The following is a 19,463-nucleotide window of genomic DNA, read 5'->3' as shown; positions in this document are numbered from 1 at the left end:
TGGAGTGGCGATGACCCGGCCACGGATCGCAGCGGTGGACTGTTTCGTCCTCAAACTCCCGAACCCCGAGCGCTACCTCGGCCCCACCGACGAATCCTCCGACCCGGACCCGCCCGGGTACGCGGTGCGCCCCCCGTGGCGCAGCCTCTACTCGCCCCGCTTCGAGACGCTGCTGGTCCGACTCACCACCGAGTCGGGCGTCAGCGGCTGGGGCGAGGCCCTCGCACCGGTCGCCCCGGAGGTCCCCGCGGAGGTGGTGCGCCGGCTCCTGGCGCCGACGCTGGTCGGGGCCGACCCGCGACGGGTGCGACCGCTCAGCGCGCGGCTGCGCGACCTGATGCGGGAGCGGGGACACCTCGGCGGGCACCAGGGCGACGCGCTCGCCGCCGTCGACATCGCGCTCTGGGACCTGACGGGACGGCTGGCCGGGCTGCCCGTGCACGAGCTGCTCGGCGGCGCGTTCCGCGAGCACGTCCCGACGTACGTCTCCGGGCTGCCCAGGCGGGACGACCCGGGGCGGGCGGCGCTGGCCGCCGAGTGGGCGGCGAAGGGCGTCGAGCGGATCAAGCTGCACCTCGGGAAGGGGGTGGCGGCCGACCTGGCCAGCGTGGAGGCGGTGCGGGCCGCCGCGCCGCAGGTGCGGTTCGCCGTGGACGCGCACTGGACGTACGACCTGGCCGCCGCGATCCGGTTGGCGCGCGGACTGACCGCCATCGGCGGGGTCGAGTTCCTGGAGGCGCCGCTGGCGCCGGAGGACCTGGCCGGCCACGCCGACCTCGCCCGCCGTACGGACCTGCCGGTCGCCGTCGGCGAGGCGATGCGTCACCGGTACGAGTTCCTGCCCTGGCTGCGGCAGCGGGCCGTCGGCCTGGTGCAGCCGGACGTCGCCCGCACCGGCATCACCGAGGCGATGGCGATCGCCGAGCTGGCCGGGGCGCATCACGTACCGACCGCGCCGCACCACTCGGTGGGGCTCGGTGTCGCGCTCGCCGCCGGTCTGCACGTCAGCGCCGCCGTCGAGAACCTGAGCTGTTTCGAGTACCAACCCACCACCACCGACGTCGGGCAGCGGATCCTCACCGCACCGCTGCCGGGCGGGCCGGACGGGTTCGCCGTACCGGCCGGACCCGGCCTCGGCGTCGAGGTGGACGTCGCCACTGTCAGCGCCCTCGCGGAGGAAAGTTGAGCACCCTCGAGCCCCGGGCCCGCGTACGCGGGCTGGTCCCCATCCTCGCCACCCCGTTCGACGACGCCGGCGCGCTGGACGTGCCGAGCCTGCGCCGGCTGGTGGAGTTCCAACTCGCGGCCGGCGCGGACGGGCTCGCCGTCTTCGGCATGGCCAGCGAGGGGTTCGCGCTCACCGCTGCCGAGCGGGCCACGATCCTGACCGAGACCCGGGCGGTCGCCGGCCCGGGCGTGCCGCTGGTCGCCGGGATCAACGGCACCAGCACGGCCACCGCCGTCGAACTGGCGTTGGCGGCGCGGGACGGGGGTGCGGACGCCCTGATGGTCCTGCCCCCGTACCTGGCCAAGCCCGCGGGTGGGCAACTCGTCGATTTCTATGCCGGCGTCGCCGAGGCGAGCGGGTCGCACGTGATGGTGCAGGACGCGCCGGCGGCGACCGGGGTGACGATGCCCGTCGCCCTGATCGTTGAGCTGAGCAAGCTGCCCGGCGTCGAGTCGGTGAAGGTGGAGACCCAGCCCACCGCGCCGAAGGTGGGGGAGGTGGTGACCGCGACCGACGGCGAGTTCGACGTGCTCGGCGGCCAGAACGCCTTCTTCGTGCTCGAGGAGTACGCCCGCGGCGCCGTCGGCACGATGCCGGCCTGCGAGTTCACCGACGTGCTCGCGCCGATCCTGGCGGACTGGCGGGCCGGCCGGCAGGAGGCGGCCCACGTCGCGTTCAACCGGCTGCTGCCGCTGGTCCGCTTCGGCCTGCAACCCCGCCTGGCCTGGGCGGTGCACAAGGAGGTGCTGGTGCGCCGGGGCATCATCGAGTCCGCCTTCGTGCGCGACCCCGCCGTGCCGCTGGACGCCGGCAGCCGCGCCGCGCTCGACGCGGTACTGCGGCACGCCCCGCTGCCGGCCTGGCGGCCGTGAGAGGCTGGCCGCCATGACGAAGATCGTTTCGGTGGACGTCTACCCCCTGGCGCTCGGCCGTCCGGACGGCGCGCCCCGCGCCTACGCCACGCGGCCGCCGTGGCCCAGCGTCTACGGCAACCAGCGGGAGACCCTCGTGGTCCGGCTGACCGCCGACGACGGCACGACCGGCTGGGGGGAGGCACTCGCCCCGGTCGCCGCCGAGGTGCCCGGCGAGATCGTCCGCCGGCTCCTGGCGCCGGTGCTGCTCGGCGCGGATCCTCGCCGGGTGCGCCCGCTACGGCACCGGCTCGGCGAGCTGATGCGCGAGCGGGGGCACCTCGGCGGCCACCAGGCCGACGCGATCGCGGCCGTGGACATCGCGCTGTGGGACCTCGCCGGCAAGCTGGCCGACCGGCCGGTCGTCGAGCTGCTCGGCGGCGCGTTCCACGACGCGGTCCCGACGTACGTCTCCGGGCTGCCCGGCCGCACCGACGCCGACCGGGTCGCGCAGGCCCGGGACTGGGTCGCGCAGGGGGTCCGGCGGGTCAAGGTCGGTCTCGGGTACGGCGTGGACGCCGACCTGGCGACCGTGTCGGCGCTGCGCCAGGTCCACCCCGACCTGCGGGTCGCCGTGGACGTGCACGGCGTCTACGGGCTGGCCGACGCGGTGCGGCTCGGCCGTGGCCTGGCCGACCGGGACGGCTGGTTCCTGGAGATGCCACTGGCCTTCGAGGACGTCGCCGGCCACGCCGACCTGGCCGCGCGCGTCGACGTGCCGGTGGCGCTGGGGGAGAGCCTGCGGCACCGCTGGGAGTTCCAGCCGTTCGTGACGGCCCGGGCCGCGGGCCTGCTGCAACCGGACATCGGACGGACCGGGATCACCGAGGGGCTGGCGATCGCCCAGTACGCCGAGACCCACCACCTGCCGGTGGCCCCGCACCACTCGGCCGGGCTCGGGCTGGCCCTCGCCGCGGGACTGCACGTCGCCGCCGCCTGCGCGAACCTGGTCGCCTTCGAGTGGCACCCGACCCTCTTCGACCGGGTCAACGACATCCTCACCGTGCCGATCGAGCCGACGCCGACCGCGATCCCGCTGCCCACCGGCCCCGGGCTGGGGGTCTCGGTGGACGCCGAGGCGGTCGCCCGGCACAGCACGTGGGGCTCGCGGTGAGGCGCGTACTGCTGGTCGGCGCGTCGACCCCGATCGGCCGGGCCATCGCGGCCCGCTTCGCCGCCGCCGGCGACCGGGTCGTCGGCTACGGCCTGGAGCCGGCCGGCGAACCGAGCCTGGTCGCCGACCTCACCGGCGACTGTTCCACCGCCGACGGGGCCGCCGCCGCCGTCGAGGCGGCGCGGAAGCGGTTGGGCGGGCTGGACGTGCTGGTCGCCGCCGCCGGGGCGATGCCCGTCGCGCCGGCCCACCGCACCAGCGACGAGCAGTGGCGGGCCGCCCTGACGGGCTGCCTGGACACGCTCTTCTTCCCGCTGCGCGCGGCGTTGCCGCTGCTGCCGGCCGGCGGGGCGGTGGTCGCCGTCTCCTCGGTGAACGCGTTCCTGGCCGCCCCCTGGGTGGCCGCCTACGCCGCGGCCAAGGGCGCGGTGGAGGCCCTGGTGCGCCAGGTCGCGCTGGACTACGGCGCGCGTGGCATCCGGGTCAACGCGGTGGCGCCGGGCATCGTCGGTGCCGAGTGGCTGCCCGACGCCGCCGGGGGTTACCCGATCGGGCGGACGCTGCGCCCCGAGGAGGTCGCCGCGGCGGTGCACTTCCTCGCCTCCGACGCCGCCAGCGGCATCACCGGGGTGGTGCTGCCGGTCGACGGCGGACTGTCGATCGCGTCGCCCGCCGCCTACGCCCGGGCCGACCTGCGGCAGCGCCTGGCCGAGTTGGCCCCGTGACCACCCCGCAGGTGCCGATCGACGGCCGGTACGCCCGCCTTTACCGGCTGCTCGACTGGCCGCCGCGGCTGGCCGGGCTGAACCTGCTGTGGCTGGCCGGGGTGCTCGCCGGTGGCGTGGTCGCCGGGGTGTCACCGGCCACCGTGGCGCTCTTCGCGCTGCTGCGGGACTACCAGCGGGGCGGGCATCCGCAGCCGTGGCGCGACTTCTGGCGGCACTGGCGGGCGGAGTTCGGGCGCTCGCAGGTCCGGCTGGGCCTGCCGCTGCTGACCGTGTGGGTGCTCGCGTTCTACCTGCTCGCCGCGCGGGGCACTCCGCTCGCCGGCGCGGTGGCCGTGCTCGGGCTGGTCTATCTGGCGGTGCTGGCGTACCTGCCCCCGGTGCTGGCGCACTTCGACGTGCCGACCACCACCGCCTGGCGGATCGCCGCGCTCACGGCCGCGCGCACCCCGCTGTGGACGCTCGGCCTGGGTGCGACGGTGGCGTTGCTGGTCCTGGCGATGCTCGTCGCCGTACCCGTCGCCGTCCCCCTCTTCCTGCCCAGCGCCCCGGCGGCGCTGGTCGCCCTGGTCGCCGCGCGAGGCTTCGCCTCGTTGCCGCCGGCCGTCGGCGGCCACGAACCCGGGTGAGACCGTCCACCGTCGCGGCGTCCGCCGTCGTCGGTCGGGACGGCTCCCGCCGTCAGACGACGGCGGAGAGCGGGGCGGCGCTGGCGTGGTAGCCGAGTCCGGTGGAGATCTGGTCGGCCTGTTCGATGACCTTCATGGCCAGTTCGTCCTGGCGCCTCGGTAGGTCCATCGCCGAGAGCGGGCCGGAGACCGACAGGGCCGCCACGGCCTTGCCCGAGCGGTCCCGGATCGGCGCGGCCAGGCAGGCCCGGCCGAAGGCCAGTTCCTCCAGTTCGGTGGCGTAGCCGCGCCGTCGTCCCTCGCCGATCGCGGCGAGCAGCCCGTCGAGGTCGGCGACGGTCTTCGGGGTGTACGCCGGATAGCGCGTCCCGATCAGGGACTCGATCTCCTCGGCGGTCAGGTCCGACAGGAGCGCCTTGCCCAGGGCGGTCGCGTGCAGCGGGCCCCGGCGGCCGACCAGGGTGAACGAGCGGGGGGCGAGCCGGCCTTCGAAGTTGCAGAGGTAGAACAGCTCGGTGCCGTGGCGCTCGGCGATGTTGGCGCCGAGGCCCAACTCGCCGGCGAGGTCCTGGGCGATCTGCCGGGACTGGCGGTGCACCGCCGACTGGTTGAGCGCGACGCCCGCCAGCCCCACCACCGTCGGCCCGATCCGGTAGAGGCCGCTGCGCTGGTCGTGGGTGACGAAGCCGAGCGCCTCCAGCGTCCCGACCAGCCGGGAGACCGTTGACTGGCCCAGCCCGGTGAGCTGGACCAGCTCGGAGACGCGCCGCTCCGGGTGCTCCTCGGTGAACGCACGCAGCAGCGACAGCGCGCGCTCGACACTCTGCGTGCCGCCGCCGACCTCGCGGGTGGTGGAGCGTGGCATTCTGCCCATCCCTCAAAGCGTAGGAGTGTAATCCAGATTACGGATCATACATCGCGTGGCGGTGCGGGCCGCCGACCGTCACGACCGGCGGCCCGCACCCTGGTCAGCAGCTTGGCGTCCGCGCCGGGACGACCGGCTCGAACCGGACCGCGTCGGCCCGGTGATGCCCGAGCTGCTGCGCCGACAGGCTCACCGCGGCGGTCGCCGGGTCGAGGTGCCAGGCGCCCAGCACCCGCCACTGCCCGGCGTCCTTGGTCTGGTCGACCGTCCGGGTGTCGGTGCCGGTGCTGTGCGCCACCCGGTAGGTGGCCGCGTTGGTCGTGGTGGCGTTCGTCGGATACCACACACTGACCCGGTACACACCGGTCGCCGACAGCGTCGGCCGCCAGGTCGCCACGGCACCCGTGCCACCGCCGGCGACCCGGGTGGTGCCGTCCGCGTACCCCTTGAGCGCGCTGGCGCTCCAGCCGCCCGTCTCGGTGTAGCCGTCCTGGCCGTCGTCGACGACGACCGCCGCCGCCGGGTCAGGCGTCCCGACGGGTACCGCCGTCCGCCCGACCGCCCCGGCCACGTGCAGGGCCACCTCGTGCAACGCGCCGACGCTCGCGCCGGGCGGAGCCGTGATCGTGAAGCTCACCTGCTGTGCGGCGTTCGGGGCCAGCGCGACCGGGACGGACGCCGGGGTGCTGCTCCAACCCTCCGGCAGGCCGAGGGCCGCGCAGCCGGTCGCGCCCGCCACCGCGGCCGCGGTGACGGTGGCCTTGACCGTGGTGCTGCCCCCCGGTGCCGCCACCGGATCGGCCGAGAGCCCGCTGATCCTGGGCTGCACCACCGCCGGATCCACCGGCCGGAACCGGGCGGCGCTGACCCGGTGGAAGGCCGGGTCGTCGACGCTGATCCGGACGAGGCCGTCCTCACCGGCGGCGAACGGGAAGGTCCCGAGGACCCGCCAGCTGCGCGGGTCCTGCTGCTGGTCGACCCGGATCGGGGTCTCCCCGTCGCGGTGCCGCACCACGTAGTCGGCCTCCCGGGTGGTGTCGGCGTTGGACGGGTACCAGACCGCGACCTCGTACCACCCGGCCTCGGCCAGCGCCGGCCGCCAGGTCGCGGTGCCGCCGAGCCTGCCCTCCGCGCTGAAGCGCGACTGGGTGCCGTTGAACCCGGCGAGGCCGCTGGCGAGCCACTCGCCGGTCTCCGTGTACCGGGGACGGATGTCCTGCGTGGTGATGACGATGTCCTGGCTGGCGATCCGGACCTGTGCCGTGGTCTCGGCGCCGCCGTCGAGCGCGGCGCTCACCCGGTACGTCTGGTCGCGTTGGGCGTTGGCCGGCGCGGTGAGGGTGAAGGTGTACGCACGTTCCCCACGGGCGTCGACCTCGTACTCCGCGCTCGCCGGGCTGATCGTCCACCCGGCGGGCGGCGTCAGACGGAGAGTGCCCCGGGCGGCGGCCGGGCCGACGTTGAGCACGCTGGCGGTGACCGTGGTCGAGTCACCCGGCTTGGCGAGTTCCGCCGGTGCCGCGACCAGCGAGCTCAACCGGGTCGGCGGACGGACGGTGAGTCGTCCGGCCGTCAGCGCGACCTCGCCACCGTTCCACCGCGCCGTGCCCTTGAGCGCCACCGTGCCACCGGCGGCGTCGGGCGCGACGGTCACCTTGTAGCGCCAGGTGGTCGCGCCCTCGGCCGGCACGGTGGACGGCTGGGTGCCCTCCGGCCGGGCCGACCAGCCCGCCGGGAGGTCCAGCGTGACCGCGGGGTCGGTGAGGGCGGCGGCACCGTCGTTGCGGACGGTCACCGCGAGCCCCACGGTGTCGCCGGGCGTGGTGTCCGGCGAGGCCGGGGTGGCCGCACCGCAGACGGTCGTTCCCGCCGGGCAGCGGCCGGTGACCGCCGGCGGCAGGCGCAGGGTCGTCTCGCTGGTCTGCGCGGCGTCGGTGCTGATCCGGTACCGGAACGACGTGTCGAGGTCCTCGACCGGGATCGTCCACTCGTTCGGGTAGATCCGGTCCTCCTGCTTCTTCCAGGTGGTGCCCCCGTCGGTCGACCAGTGCAGCGTCGCCGGTGCCTCGGTCGCCGCCTGCAGGTAGGCGTCGTAGCCGCTGCCGTCCGGTCGGGTCAGCAGCATCCCCCGGGCGGTCCCGATCGGGCTCGCGTCGTCGAAGTGGTAGCTGTCCTGCCCGACGTCGGCCTGCCCGCCGCCGACCTGGTGGGCGACGTTCGGCACCGACACGTCGCGGACGACCAGCGCGGTGATGCCCCGGGCGGAGACGGTGACCGGCAGGACGCCCCCGCGCATCGTGGTGACGGTCCGGTTGCCGTTGTCGCGGATCACCTCGACCCGGTACTCCCGGTCCGGGCGCACCCCGCTGACCTTGGGGTCGAAGCGCACGACGCTGCGGGAGGTGCTGGTCGCCTCGTTGGTCAGGCTGAGGTAGAGGCTGTCGTTGCCGTGCCCGGTGACCCAGTTGAGCTGCGGGTCGGCGACGTCGACGATGCCCTTCGGCAGGTACGGCCAGACGCCGTCCTCACCGTAGAACGTGCCGGGCTGGTGCCCGTAGACGTGGTACTTGAAGTAGACGTAGTTGGTCTCGAACACGGCCGGGAAGCTGATCCTGCCATCCGAGCGGTGGGTCTGCTCGGAGATCAGGTAGTCCATGGCCAGCCCGAGCTGCGCCGGGATGTGGTGGTAGTAGATGGAGGTGAGTCCGGCCGGGCCGGTCAGCGGGAAGTCCGGGCGCATCTGGGCCGCGGTGAACTCACGGTAGTAGTAGCCCGGGTAGTTGGTGAAGCGGCCGACGACGAGGTTGTGCGCCACGTCGGCGAGCAACTGGTCGTCGGTGTGCGCGGAGAGCCGCAGCAGGAACGGCGCCCAGATCGGGTTCATCACCAGACCGCCGCCGGGGTTCTCCCGACCCGCTGCGATCTTGTAGGTGCTGAGCTGTTCGAAGGTCATGCCGTTGGTGGAGACCATCCAGGCCGGTACCTCCTCGGCCGGCACGTCCTTCTTCGGGTAGTCGTAGGTCACGGGAGGCTTCCAGCGGTCCACCTGCGCGTCGATCCAGCCGTCGGCGTTGACGGTGATGTTGCCCTCGGGCACCGGGCGCACCATCGTCTGCGTGACGAACCGCTTCGCCTCGGTGTAGGCGGCGTTCAGGTAACGCTTGTCGCCGGTCTCCTCGTACAGCTCGAGCAGCTCGATCCAACCCTTGGAGTAGTTGAACTGGAAGCCGTTCTCGGCGATGTTCGTCGTGTACGGCGGGTCGATCTGGGCGGTGATGTAGCGGTCCGCCTCGGCCTTCGCCTCCGCCAGGTACGCCGGGTTGCCGGTGAGCCGCCACGCCGCGAGGGGGGTGCTGACCGGCGTCCGGCTGTCCTTGCGGACCCGGTCCTCGATCGACTTCAGGGCCAGTTCGTGCAGGCCGGCCACCTGGCCCCGGGTCTGCTGGTAGAGCGGTACGAGGGTGGAGGCGTCCCCGGCCACGCTGCCGACGCGCCAGGCGTTGGTGTCGCCGTAGACCGGGTTCTCCTTGATCGGGGTCCACCCGATGTTGTTGCGCGACACCTGGTACTCCAGGGACGGCCGGGCCCGCTTGTCGTAGAGGTCCCGGTTTCCCGTCAGGTAGTAGGCACCGAGCAGGACACCGCTGGTGGCGGTGCGCACCGCCCGGTCGTTCTCGGTGTCCACGAAGCCCTTCGCCCGGTCCCACCACCCCGACAGCGAACGCTGGTAGGTCTCGCTGTCGTCGGCCTCGGTGTCCTTCATCGTCAGGTCGACCAGGTTGTGCACCGTCTCGGTGAGCGAGGTGTCGTAGATGTTCTGCCGGTACGCGCTGTAGTCGTACTCGTCGCGCGTCAACTGCGTGTACGCCTGGTACATCGTCGCGGGCCGGGCGTAGACACCGAAGGTGAACCGGTGCTGCTGTCCGGTCTGCAGCGGCGAGAGCCGGCCGACCTGCGGCGCGAAGGCGATCGGTTGGATGGCGCCGTTCTCGTTGCGCAGGCTCATCCCGAAGGGTTGTCCGTCCGCGCCGGCGTCGCGCTGGTGTTCGAAGGGGATCACCTCGCCGGGTGCGTAGACCCCGCTGGTCACCTGCTGTCCGGCGACGGTGCGCTCCAGCAGGCAGGCCGGGGTCATCAGCTCCCAGGCGCTGAGCGCCTCGGCGCCGTAGATGACCCGGGCGTGCTGGCGGCTGCCGCAGAGCACCTCGTCGACGTCGTTGAACGAGGTGACGTCGAGCGACTGGTAGCCGACGACGAAGTTGTCGGCGCGGCGGGCGGTCAGGGTCCAGGACGCCTCGGGATTGTCGCCCGCGACCGACCAGCGGACGGTCAGTTCGTACGCCCCGGGAGCCCCGGTGGTCAGCTCGACGGTGCGACTGTCGACGGTGCGGAGTCCGGTGAAGCCGACCCAGCCGGGGTTCATGGAGCTGTAGTAGTCGGTCGGTGTGCCGTTCGTGCCGCTGAGCACGAGCCACTGCTCGTCGAAGCGTCGCTCGGCGTCGGTGACGGGCAGCCAGCCGCCGGGGGTGCGGACCCGGATGTCCCGCAGGTACGTCTGCCCGCCGCGCCAGGTGGCGTGGTGGAAGATCATCCGGTGGTGGTCGCCCTCGATGGTGGCCACCTGCCGGATCCGCAGGTCGGGCTTGTCCGTCTCGCGCAGCGGGGTGGCGAAGGGGGCCTGGTCCTGGGTGGCCGGTGCCGCGACGGCCGCCCCGGAGGGCAGCACCAGTGCCGTCAGGACGAGGAGGAGGGTGAGTAAGGAACGATGTCGCCTCGATACTGTGGGCTTCACATCCATGAAATGGATAGTTAATGCAATCAATTCCCGTGTCAAGGGCGTCCGTCGGGAGAGGCATGCGTGCTCGGCCGTAGGCGCTCCGCCCGGCTCTGCGCCCTGCGACGCGGCGTCAGTCGCCCCAGGGCAGCTCGCGGCCTCCGTGCGTAGCTGACCCACATAGCGGATGCCTATTGCACGAGGTGGTAGGTGAAGCTACTGTCCTCAACACGCTCTTCACCGCGACGAAACAGACCGAAGCCTCGCCCTCGTTGGCCGAGCGGCTCCGCCAACCGGTGATCGAACAGGAGTAGGACATGAAGCAACCAGAGCTCACCCGCCGGTCCTTGCTGCGGATCCTGGGCGTGGGTGCGGCCGCGACCGCGGCGGGCGGGCTGACCACCGCGTGCAACCTGGTCGGCAGTGGCGACGGGTCCAGCGGGGACACGGTGACGATCAAGGTCATGCTGGTGCCCGACCCCTCCGGCGCCTCCCAGTTCTACCGCGAACAGTTCGACCTGTTCGAGGAGAAGAACCCCGGCATCAAGGTCCAGGTCATCGAGAACCCGACCGACCAGCAGATCAACGCCATCGAGCTCAGCTTCCAGCAGGGCAACGCGCCGGACGTCTTCCGTGCCCAGGACCAGGGCTTCGACCGTATCTTCGCGCGGGGCTGGGTCGCGCCGCTCGACCAGTACGTCACCGACGAGTTCAAGGCCCGGTTCCCCGAGGGCGCTCTCGACCCCGCCACCTCGGGTCTGCACCGCGACGGAAAGCTCTACACGCTGCCGCTGGTCTGGGGCAAGTGGTCCGTGGTGCGGTTCCTCCTGGTGAACAACACCGCCGCGAAGCTCGGCGGCGTCACCGCCGCACCGAAGACGTGGGAGGAGTTCGAACAGGCCGCCGCCGCGATCACCCGCGCCGGCGGGGGCAGGACGTTCGGCTTCGCCGGCCCGTGGAGCAAGAGCGTGCTGGCCCGGATGCTCCAGCACACCGCGGGACCGTCCTCGATCGACAACGGCATCGACCTGCGCACCGGCAAGGCGGCGATCACCCACCCGTCGCTCGCCGGGGCGGTCGATCTGCTCCGGCGGATGCACGCCGCGAAGACAATGACCCCGGGCTGGGAGACCTGGACGGACCCGGGCAAGATGCACACGGCGTTCGCCAAGGGCGAGCTGGCGATGTTCCTCGCCGCGCCGTTCCAGATCAACGAGGTCCGCAAGCTGAACCCGCAGCTCGACATGACCATCGCGGCCGTGCCCGTGCCGGCGGCCGGGCGCGGCGGCTACGCGGGGCAGACGGCGAGCTTCAGCCCGCTGTGGTCCATGTCGGCCCAGTCGAAGCACCCTGAGCAGGCGTGGAAGGTGATGGACTTCCTCACCTCCAAGGAGTTCCACCGGGCGTACTACGAGAAGTTCGGCACCCTGACCGCACTGGAGAGCGCCTGGCAGGACAAGGCGGCGGCCAACCCGGATCAGAAGGCGATCATGGACATCGCCGCGGAGACCGTCCGGCTCATCCCCAACCCGATCCTCGCCAGCAAGGGCGGCGCGCAGCTGCTCGCGGCCATCCGCGGCAAGCAGGACCTCCAGTGGTCCGAGATCGCGCTGCCGGCCATCCTGCGCAACCAGCCCTTCGGTCCGGCCGCCGCGGGCCTCAACGGCAAGCTCGACGCCTTCATCGACGAGCAGATCAAGACCCTGTCGGGCAAGGGGGTGCCGGCCTCGCGCGCCGACCTCACCTTCCCGGGTTGGGACCCGCTGCAGCCGTTCACCCCGAGCCAGAAGTGACCAGCACCCCCACCATCGTCCCGGGTGGCGCCGCCGGGAAGGCGGCGCCGCCCCGGCGCACCCCCGCCGCCCGGCGCCGCCGCCCCGGCAGGCTGCGCCGGCACGCCTGGCAGTACGTCTTCCTCGCCCCGATGCTGCTGCTCTTCGTGGCCTTCACGCTCTGGCCGATGGTGGCGAGCTGGTGGTACTCGTTCTTCGACTGGGACGGGGTGGGCCCGGCCACCGAGTGGGTCGGCTTCGCCAACTTCACCGAGGTGCTCGGCAATGAGCGGTTCTGGCACGCCTTCCGCAACTCGTTCCTCTTCTCCCTGGCCGCGATCTGCGTCGAGATGCCGCTGGCGCTGCTCGTGGCGATCCTGCTCAACAGCCGCCGGCTGCGCGGGCGCAACCTCTACCGGCTGTTCCTGTTCCTGCCGGTGGTGACCACCACGGCGGTGGTCGGCATCGTCTTCGCGGTCCTGCTGGACCCGGCCGGCGGGTTCGTCAACGAGGTGCTGCGCTCCGCCGGGATCGTCGACTCGCCGGTGAGCTTCCTGTCCGAGTCGTCGGCCCTGCCGACGGTCATGGCGGTCGACGTGTGGAAGGGCTTCGGCATCACCCTCGTCTACTGGCTCGCCGCGCTGCAGACCGTCCCCGAGGACCTGTACGAGGCGGCGAAGGTCGACGGCGCGAACGGGCGCCAGACGCTGCGGCACGTCACCCTCCCGGTGATCGCCCCGATCGGCGTGGTGATCCTGCTGCTCACCTTCCAGAAGAGCATGAACCCGTTCGACCTGGTGCAGGCGATGACGCAGGCCGGCCCCAACTACGCCACCGACGTGGTCGCCACCTACATCTACCGGTACGCCTTCAACCCCGAACTCAACGCGCCCCGCTACGGCTTCGCCTGCGCCGCCGGCGTCGTCTTCGGGGTCATCACGCTGGTGATGACGGCACTGCAGGCACCGCTGCTGCGCCGGCAGTACCTGAAGGGGAGCCGCTGATGCGTCGGATGCACCTCTGGCACCTGCTGCTGGTGCCGCTCTGCCTGGTCTGGATCTACCCCTTCGTCTGGATGGTCTCCACGGCCTTCAAGTCGGAGCGGGAGGTCTTCCTCGGCGGGCTCTCGGTGCTGCCGGAGGAGTGGAGCCTCGACAACTTCACCCGGGCGTGGGACACGGCGCACTTCGGCACCTACCTGTCCAACACGGTCGTCTTCTCCGTCACCACCGTGGCCATCGTCCTGCTGGTCTCCGCCACCTCCGGGTACGCCCTCGGCCGGGGCGACCTGCCCGGCAAGAAGGTGATCGTCGGGCTGCTCATCGCCACCATGTTCATCCCGCACGGCTACACGATCATTCCGATCTTCAAGCTGGTCGACGGGCTCGGGCTGAGCAACGGGCTGCTCGGTGCGGTGCTGGCCACCGCCGGGCCGGCCCACGTCGTACCCATCCTGCTGTTCATGGGGTACTTCGCCGGCATGCCGCAGGAGCTGGAGGACGCGGCCCGGATCGACGGCGCCGGCTACCCGCGCATCTTCTTCCGGATCATGTTGCCGCTGGCCAAGCCGGTGATCGGCACCGTGGCGCTGTTCAACTTCATGGCGGCGTGGAACGCCTTCTTCATCCCGCTGGTGTTCACCCTGGGTCGGCCGGAGCTGCGCACGCTCGGCGTCGGCATGTACAGCTTCTTCGGCCAGGAGGCCACCGACTGGGGCGGACTGGCCGCCGCGGCGACGATCAGCCTGCTGCCGATCATCGCGATCTTCCTGTTCCTGCAGCGTACGTTCGTGGAGGGGATCGCCGGTGCCGTCAAGTCCTGACACTGCGCTCGCGCACCCGGTGTCCGCCGAGCGCTACGAACTCGGCGAGGGTCCGCGGCTGGATCCGCGCACCGGTGAACTGCTCTGGGTGGACATCCGCGCCGGCCGGCTGTGGCGGGGGCGGTTCGGCGGCGACCGGATCGAGGTGCTGGCCGGGTACGACGTCGGGGCGGCGACCGGGGCCGTGGCACCGCTCGCCGCCGCCGGCGCGGGCTGGGTCGTGGCGGCCGGGCGGGGATTCCGGCACGTCTCGACCGACGGCACGGTACGCCCGCTCGGTGGTGACGTCGCCGCGCCGCGCACCCAGATGAACGACGGCGGCTGCGACCCGTACGGCCGGTTCCTCGCCGGAAGCCAGATCCTGGGCGGCGCGGAACCCTGGTCCGGCGCGCTCTACCGGCTGGAGCCGGACGGCTCGGTGGCGACGGTGCTGGACGGCGTCGGGTGCGCGAACGGGCTCGGGTTCGACCCGGCGGGGGAGACGATGTACCACGTGGACAGCCGGCGCCGCCGACTCACCGGCTACCGCTACGACCCGGCAACCGGCGAGGCCGGCGACCCGCGGGTCCTCGTCGACTGCGACGACGCCACCCCCGACGGCCTCTGCGTCGACGCCGAGGGCTGCCTCTGGGTGGCGATGTGGGACGGCTGGTGCGTCCGCCGCTTCGCCCCGGACGGCACCCCGCTGGCACGGGTGCGGCTGCCGGTGCCCCGGCCGACCGCCGTCTGCCTGGTCGCCGGCACCCTCGTGGTGACGACGGCCTGGATCGGGCTGGACGAGGCGACCCGGCGCGCGGCGCCGGACAGCGGCCGGATCTTCGCCGTCGAGGTCGGGATCGACGCGGCGCCGGCGCACACCTGGGGGGCGGCGTGAAGATCACACACCTGGAGCTGCTGACGGTGCCGCAGGACACGAGCGCCATGCTGCTGGTGGTCGTGCACACCGACTCCGGCGAGTACGGCGTCGGCGAGGTCGGCATGCGCTCCCGCTGGCGGGCCGTCCGCGGCGCGGTCGAGGACTTCGCCGAGCAGCTGGCGGGCGCCGATCCGAGCCGGATCGAACACCTCTGGCAGTTCCTCTCCCGGTCGGGGTTCTTCCCGGCGACCGGGGTGCTCGCCTCCGTGCTCGCCGCGATCGACGTGGCGCTGTGGGACCTGCGGGGCAAGACACTCGGCGTGCCGCTGCACCAACTGCTCGGCGGGGCCTCCCGGGAGCACGTCGAATGCTATGTGCACGTCCGCGTCGGCGACGCCAGGGACCCGGCCGCGACGGTGGCCGAGGCCGAGCGGCTCGTGGCGGCCGGATGGCGGTACCTGCGGGTGCCGGCGAACAGCCCGGACGCCGACGGCGAGTACGACCAGCGGAGCGCCCTGCGGCACACCGTCGCCACCGTGGAACGGCTCCGCGCCGCGCTGGGCGACGACGTCGAGCTGCTGCTCGACGTACACACCCGGTTGGAGCCCCCGCAGGCCGTGACGCTGTGCCGGGAGTTGGAGCCGTTGCGGCCGTACTTCGTCGAGGACCCGCTGCGCAGCGAACACCTCGACGGCTACCGGATGCTGCGCCGACGCACCGCGGTCCCGCTCGCGGCGGGTGAACAGCTCGGCACGAAGTGGGAGTTCCGGCCGCTGATCGAGGGTGAGCTGATCGACCACGCCCGCGTCGACGTGGCCAACACGGGGCTCACCGAGGCCCGCAAGATCGCGGCGATGGCCGAGGTCCACCACATCAACCTGGCCACCCACAACCCGCTCGGCCCGGTCACCGCCGCCGCCTCCGCACACCTGAACCTGGTCCTGCCCAACGTCTCCGTCCAGGAGCAGCCGTGGCCCGAGTTCCCGCCCTCGCCGGTGCTGACCGCCGGCCCCGTGCTGACTCCCGGCCGGATCAGGCCGGCGGAGCGGCCCGGCCTCGGCATCGAGCTCGACCTCGCCGCCGCCCGCCGGCTCGACCCCGGCGGTCCGGCCCCGCTGCCGGTCTACCACCGCCGCGACGGCTCCTTCACGAACTGGTGACCGGGATGCGGGTACTGGTGACCGGCGCGGCCGGCGGGGTGGCCGGGCTGCTCGTGCCGCAACTCGCCGGAGAACACGAGCTGCGGCTGACCGACCTGCGCGCCCCGCAGCCGGTCGGGCCGGCGGAGGTGGTGCCCGGCGACCTCGCCGACCGGGGGTTCGCCGAGCGGCTCTGCGCCGGGGTGGACGCGGTCGTGCACCTGGCCGGGAACCCGCGGCCGGGCGAGGACTGGGACCGGCTGCACGGCCCCAACGTCGAGGTGCCGACCCGGGTCCTGGCGGCGGCCGCGGAGGCGGGCGTACGCCGGGTGGTGCTCGCCAGCTCCGTCCACGTCCTCGGCGGCTACCGCCCACCGGACGCCCGGCCCGCGCCCGGCCCGATACGCGACTCGTGGCCACCCCACCCGTGCTGCCGCTACGGCGCCACCAAGGTCTTCGGCGAGGCCGCCGCCCGGGTGTACGCGGACTCGGGTGCCCTCTCCGTGGTCTGTCTGCGCCTCGGCGGCTGCCGTCCCGTGCCGCCGACGCACGGCTGGTTCGACACCTGGCTCGGCCCGGCGGACCTGGGCCAGGCGGTACGCCGCGCGCTGCGGGCCGACGTCCGTTTCGGGGCGTACACCATCACCTCGGCGAACACCCGGGCGGTCTTCGACCTCGACGCGGCCCGGCGCGACCTGGGTTACGCGCCGGTCCTGGACTCGGAGGCGTACCGGGACAGCGCGCCCGACGGCCCGTCGACGCTGTGCCGGGGCGGGCAGGGCTGAGCCCGTCGCGGGTCAGCCCACCCGGTCGAGGAACTGCCGCGATCGCCGCACCACCAGCGCCGTCGCCTCCGCGTCGTACGACGGCAGCGAGCTGTCGGCGAACAGGTGCTGGTCGCCCGGGTAGACGCACAGCTCGCCCAGGTCGGCGCCGACCGTCGCGACCAGCTCGCGCGCGGCGTCGATGTCGCCCTCCAGCGCGAAGAACGGGTCCCTGTCCATGCCGTGGATCTGCACCGGGACCCCGGTGGGCCACGGCCCGACGGCCCATTCGCCGGTGATCGGAAGGCAGGCCTCGTAGAGCAGCGCGCCGCGCGCGCCGGGCCGGGTCTGGGCCATCCGCTGCGCCGTTCCGACCCCGAAGGAGAAGCCGGCGTAGACCAGCTCGCCGGGGAGGTCGGCCACGGCACGGTCGGCGCGCTCGTCGAGCACCTCACCTCCGATGCGCCGGGTCAGCGCGAGCCCGTCCTCGAGGGTCGCCGGTCGTTCGCCGTCGAACAGGTCCGGCGTGTGCACCGTGTGCCCGCCGGCGCGCAACTGCTCGGCGAACGCGCGCATCCCGTCGGTGAGCCCCTGCACGTGGTGGAACAGCACGACTTCGGCCATCTCTACACTCCAGACATCGGACGGCGAGGATCAAACGATCCACAATTCTAGAACGGTCGAGAAATGTCGGTCAATGAGCGGATCCCGGACTACGACCTCGAAGAGATGCACGTGGTCACCGCGCCTGAGCAGCTGCGGGCGCTGGCCGACCCGCTGCGCGCCACTCTCCTGGAGCTGCTCCTCGAACGGGCCGCCACGGTCACCGAGATGGCCCAGGCGGTCGACCGCCCCAAGAGCAGCGTCGCCTACCACGTGAACCTTCTCGTCGACGTCGGTCTCCTGCGCGTGGTCCGCACCCGCCGCGTTCGGGCGATCGAGGAGCGGTACTACGGCCGGGCCGCCCGCACCTTCTACGTCGGCGTGCTCAGCCGCGGCGAGGACAAGCAGGTCGTGGCCGCCATCAACGGGCTCGCGCAGGCGACCGCCGAGTCGGCCGCCGCCCACGCGGCCGACGACCTGCGGTGCACACTCGTGCACGCCCGTATACCCGTCGAGGAGGTACGCAACTTCTGGGCGCAGGTCCAGGAACTCGCCCGCCGGTTCGCCCAGATCCCCCGGTCCGGCGACCAGGTGTACGGCTTCGTCGCCGGCCTCTACCCCACCGACGCTCCCACCCTCCCCGACGCCGGGCCATCGGATGCCGTCAATCGTGCCGTGCCGGCCGATCCGTCCGATGTACCCTGACCGGCAGGCCCTCCGGTCGGACGTCGCACCCTTCTGACCTGCCCCGGGTGACCTGCACTTCCCCTTGACCGGCGCGCCGGACCTGGCCGTCGACGCGCGGCACAGGACCGGACAGGCCAACCCCACCTGGCATGCAGGTCGCCGCAGTGGTTGCGGAGAGCGGGAGGCGCGGGTGTTCGACATGCGTCGGCGTGAGCCAGGCCGACGGCGGCGCGGCGCACGGTACGACTGATGGCAGGTATGCCAGGACCGATCGAACGGGCGTGTCGATGACCGCCGGCGACCCGCGCGACCTCCTGAGGGATCACGCCGAGCCCCAGCGCGCCACCTACGTCGAGCTCTTCTTCGACGTGATCTTCGTCTTCGCGCTGACCCGGCTGTCCCACACCCTGTTCAGCGACCTCACCTGGCTCGGCGCGCTGCACACCGGGATCCTGCTCGCCGCGTTCTGGTGGGTCTGGGTCTTCACCGCCTGGACCACCAACCGCCTCAACCCCGCCCAGCCCGCGATCCAACTCGTGATCATCCCGATCATGCTCGGCACCCTGATCATGGCGGGCGCGGTGCCCAAGGCGTTCGCCGAGGACGGCATGATCTTCGCCGCCGCCTACGTCCTCATCCAGGTCGGCCGCGCCCTGTTCGTCACGGTCGCGATGCACGGCCAGGAGGTGACGATCGGCTCCCTGCAGCAGTTCATCTGGTCCTGCATCTCCGGAGTGCTGTGGATCGCGGGCGCGCTGACCGACGGCACCACCCGGGTGGTGATCTGGCTCGTCGCGGCCGTCCTCGGGTACGTCATGAGTCGGCTGGACTTCCGGCTGCCCAAGCTCGGTCCGGCCCGGATCACCACGCAGGCGGTCTCCGCGGAGCATCTCGCCGAGCGCTACCAGCAGATCATGATCGTCGCGTTCGGTGAGTCGATCCTGGCGGCCGGCGGACAGTTCGCCGCGCTCGGCTTCGAGCGGGACCGGGTGATCGCGTTCCTGCTGACGTTCGCCATCACCACGCTGCTGTGGCGGATCTACTTCTACCGGGCCGGGCTGCTGCTCCCGGCCGTGATCGCGGCGAGCACCACGCCGGCGGTGTTCAGCCGCTCCGCCTCGTACGCCCACCTGCTCATGGCCGGCGGCATCGTGCTCAGCTCGGTCGGCGACGAAATCATCATCACCCACCCGTTCGCCGGGCCCAACCTCGCCTGGTCCGCCGTCATCCTCTGCGGACCGGCGATCTACCTCGCCGGCCGGGCCCGACTCGACTACCTGTCCTTCAGCCGGGTCGCCCTGTCCCGGGTGATCGGACTGCTCCTGCTGGTCGCGCTGGCGCCCGTGGTCGCGTTCCTTCCGCCAATCCTGATCGCCGTGGTGGCCGTCGTCATCCTCGGCGGGATCGCCGCGACGGACGCCGTCTCCTGGAAGGTCCGTCCCAGCGAACCGACCCCGCCACCGCCGCCCCGCGGGCGAGAACCACGCCCCTAGCGCCCCGCCGCGCGCCAGCCGACGGTGGTCACGGGTCGGTAGCGACGCATGCGCACCCTCCGATCGGCTGTGGCGGCGACC

The 19,463-nt window shown here is 72.7% G+C and carries 16 protein-coding genes; 13 read left to right on the top strand and 3 right to left on the bottom strand.

Annotation, left to right across the window (positions count from 1 at the left end):
* The first annotated feature begins 10 nt into the window (after nt 1-10).
* Genes ABT006_RS21330 through ABT006_RS21310 form a run of 5 tightly spaced genes read left to right on the top strand, consistent with a single transcriptional unit; the run spans nt 11 to nt 4,607 of the window.
* Nucleotides 11-1,186, top strand: a complete 1,176-nt coding sequence (locus ABT006_RS21330) for a mandelate racemase/muconate lactonizing enzyme family protein (protein WP_350708862.1) — start codon at nt 11-13, stop codon at nt 1,184-1,186.
* Nucleotides 1,183-2,100: a dihydrodipicolinate synthase family protein gene (locus ABT006_RS21325; protein WP_350708860.1), complete on the top strand. Its 918-nt coding sequence runs from the start codon at nt 1,183-1,185 to the stop codon at nt 2,098-2,100. Before ABT006_RS21330 ends, ABT006_RS21325 begins: the two co-directional genes overlap by 4 nt.
* Before the next feature lie 13 nt (nt 2,101-2,113).
* A complete protein-coding gene (locus ABT006_RS21320) occupies nt 2,114-3,253 on the top strand; it encodes a mandelate racemase/muconate lactonizing enzyme family protein (protein ID WP_350708858.1) in 1,140 nt (379 codons plus the stop codon).
* Nucleotides 3,250-3,978, top strand: a complete 729-nt coding sequence (locus tag ABT006_RS21315; RefSeq protein WP_350708856.1) for an SDR family NAD(P)-dependent oxidoreductase — start codon at nt 3,250-3,252, stop codon at nt 3,976-3,978. The genes ABT006_RS21320 and ABT006_RS21315 overlap by 4 nt, the downstream gene beginning before the upstream one ends.
* Nucleotides 3,975-4,607, top strand: coding sequence for a YesL family protein (locus ABT006_RS21310; protein WP_350708854.1), 633 nt, complete (start codon nt 3,975-3,977; stop codon nt 4,605-4,607). The genes ABT006_RS21315 and ABT006_RS21310 overlap by 4 nt, the downstream gene beginning before the upstream one ends.
* Before the next feature lie 52 nt (nt 4,608-4,659).
* Here the strand turns inward: ABT006_RS21310 and ABT006_RS21305 are convergent, their stop codons facing one another.
* Both ABT006_RS21305 and ABT006_RS21300 read right to left on the bottom strand, forming a co-directional pair.
* The gene (locus ABT006_RS21305; RefSeq protein ID WP_350708852.1) at nt 4,660-5,481 is read right to left on the bottom strand and encodes an IclR family transcriptional regulator; all 822 of its coding nucleotides are present in this window, start codon (nt 5,479-5,481) and stop codon (nt 4,660-4,662) included.
* Between the two features lie 94 nt (nt 5,482-5,575).
* Nucleotides 5,576-10,270, bottom strand: coding sequence for a golvesin C-terminal-like domain-containing protein (locus tag ABT006_RS21300; protein ID WP_350708850.1), 4,695 nt, complete (start codon nt 10,268-10,270; stop codon nt 5,576-5,578).
* Between the two features lie 293 nt (nt 10,271-10,563).
* On the opposite strand from ABT006_RS21300, the gene ABT006_RS21295 reads away from it, so the two are divergent.
* Genes ABT006_RS21295 through ABT006_RS21270 form a run of 6 tightly spaced genes read left to right on the top strand, consistent with a single transcriptional unit; the run spans nt 10,564 to nt 16,620 of the window.
* The gene (locus ABT006_RS21295; protein WP_350708848.1) at nt 10,564-12,039 is read left to right on the top strand and encodes an ABC transporter substrate-binding protein; all 1,476 of its coding nucleotides are present in this window, start codon (nt 10,564-10,566) and stop codon (nt 12,037-12,039) included.
* Nucleotides 12,036-13,022 (top strand): carbohydrate ABC transporter permease, encoded by a 987-nt coding sequence (locus ABT006_RS21290; RefSeq protein ID WP_350708846.1) that lies wholly within the window; start codon nt 12,036-12,038, stop codon nt 13,020-13,022. The genes ABT006_RS21295 and ABT006_RS21290 overlap by 4 nt, the downstream gene beginning before the upstream one ends.
* Nucleotides 13,022-13,840: a carbohydrate ABC transporter permease gene (locus tag ABT006_RS21285; protein WP_350708844.1), complete on the top strand. Its 819-nt coding sequence runs from the start codon at nt 13,022-13,024 to the stop codon at nt 13,838-13,840. Before ABT006_RS21290 ends, ABT006_RS21285 begins: the two co-directional genes overlap by 1 nt.
* Nucleotides 13,824-14,714: an SMP-30/gluconolactonase/LRE family protein gene (locus ABT006_RS21280; protein ID WP_350708842.1), complete on the top strand. Its 891-nt coding sequence runs from the start codon at nt 13,824-13,826 to the stop codon at nt 14,712-14,714. Before ABT006_RS21285 ends, ABT006_RS21280 begins: the two co-directional genes overlap by 17 nt.
* Complete coding sequence (locus tag ABT006_RS21275) at nt 14,711-15,856, top strand: mandelate racemase/muconate lactonizing enzyme family protein (protein ID WP_350708840.1); 1,146 nt, start codon at nt 14,711-14,713, stop codon at nt 15,854-15,856. The genes ABT006_RS21280 and ABT006_RS21275 overlap by 4 nt, the downstream gene beginning before the upstream one ends.
* 5 nt (nt 15,857-15,861) lie before the next feature.
* Complete coding sequence (locus ABT006_RS21270; protein ID WP_350708838.1) at nt 15,862-16,620, top strand: NAD-dependent epimerase/dehydratase family protein; 759 nt, start codon at nt 15,862-15,864, stop codon at nt 16,618-16,620.
* 12 nt (nt 16,621-16,632) lie between these two features.
* Here ABT006_RS21270 and ABT006_RS21265 read toward each other — a convergent pair whose 3' ends face one another.
* Complete coding sequence (locus ABT006_RS21265) at nt 16,633-17,223, bottom strand: dienelactone hydrolase family protein (RefSeq protein WP_350708836.1); 591 nt, start codon at nt 17,221-17,223, stop codon at nt 16,633-16,635.
* Nucleotides 17,224-17,286: 63 nt separating this feature from the next.
* Between ABT006_RS21265 and ABT006_RS21260 the strand changes: the two genes are divergently transcribed.
* Nucleotides 17,287-17,907, top strand: a complete 621-nt coding sequence (locus ABT006_RS21260; RefSeq protein WP_350708834.1) for a helix-turn-helix domain-containing protein — start codon at nt 17,287-17,289, stop codon at nt 17,905-17,907.
* A 269-nt stretch (nt 17,908-18,176) separates the two neighbouring features.
* A complete protein-coding gene (locus ABT006_RS21255; protein ID WP_350709056.1) occupies nt 18,177-19,382 on the top strand; it encodes a low temperature requirement protein A in 1,206 nt (401 codons plus the stop codon).
* The last annotated feature ends 81 nt before the right edge of the window (nt 19,383-19,463 follow it).

Source organism: Micromonospora sp. NPDC002717 (genome assembly GCF_040295705.1).
GTDB lineage: Bacteria > Actinomycetota > Actinomycetes > Mycobacteriales > Micromonosporaceae > Micromonospora.
This window is presented reverse-complemented; position numbering and strand designations above follow the sequence as displayed.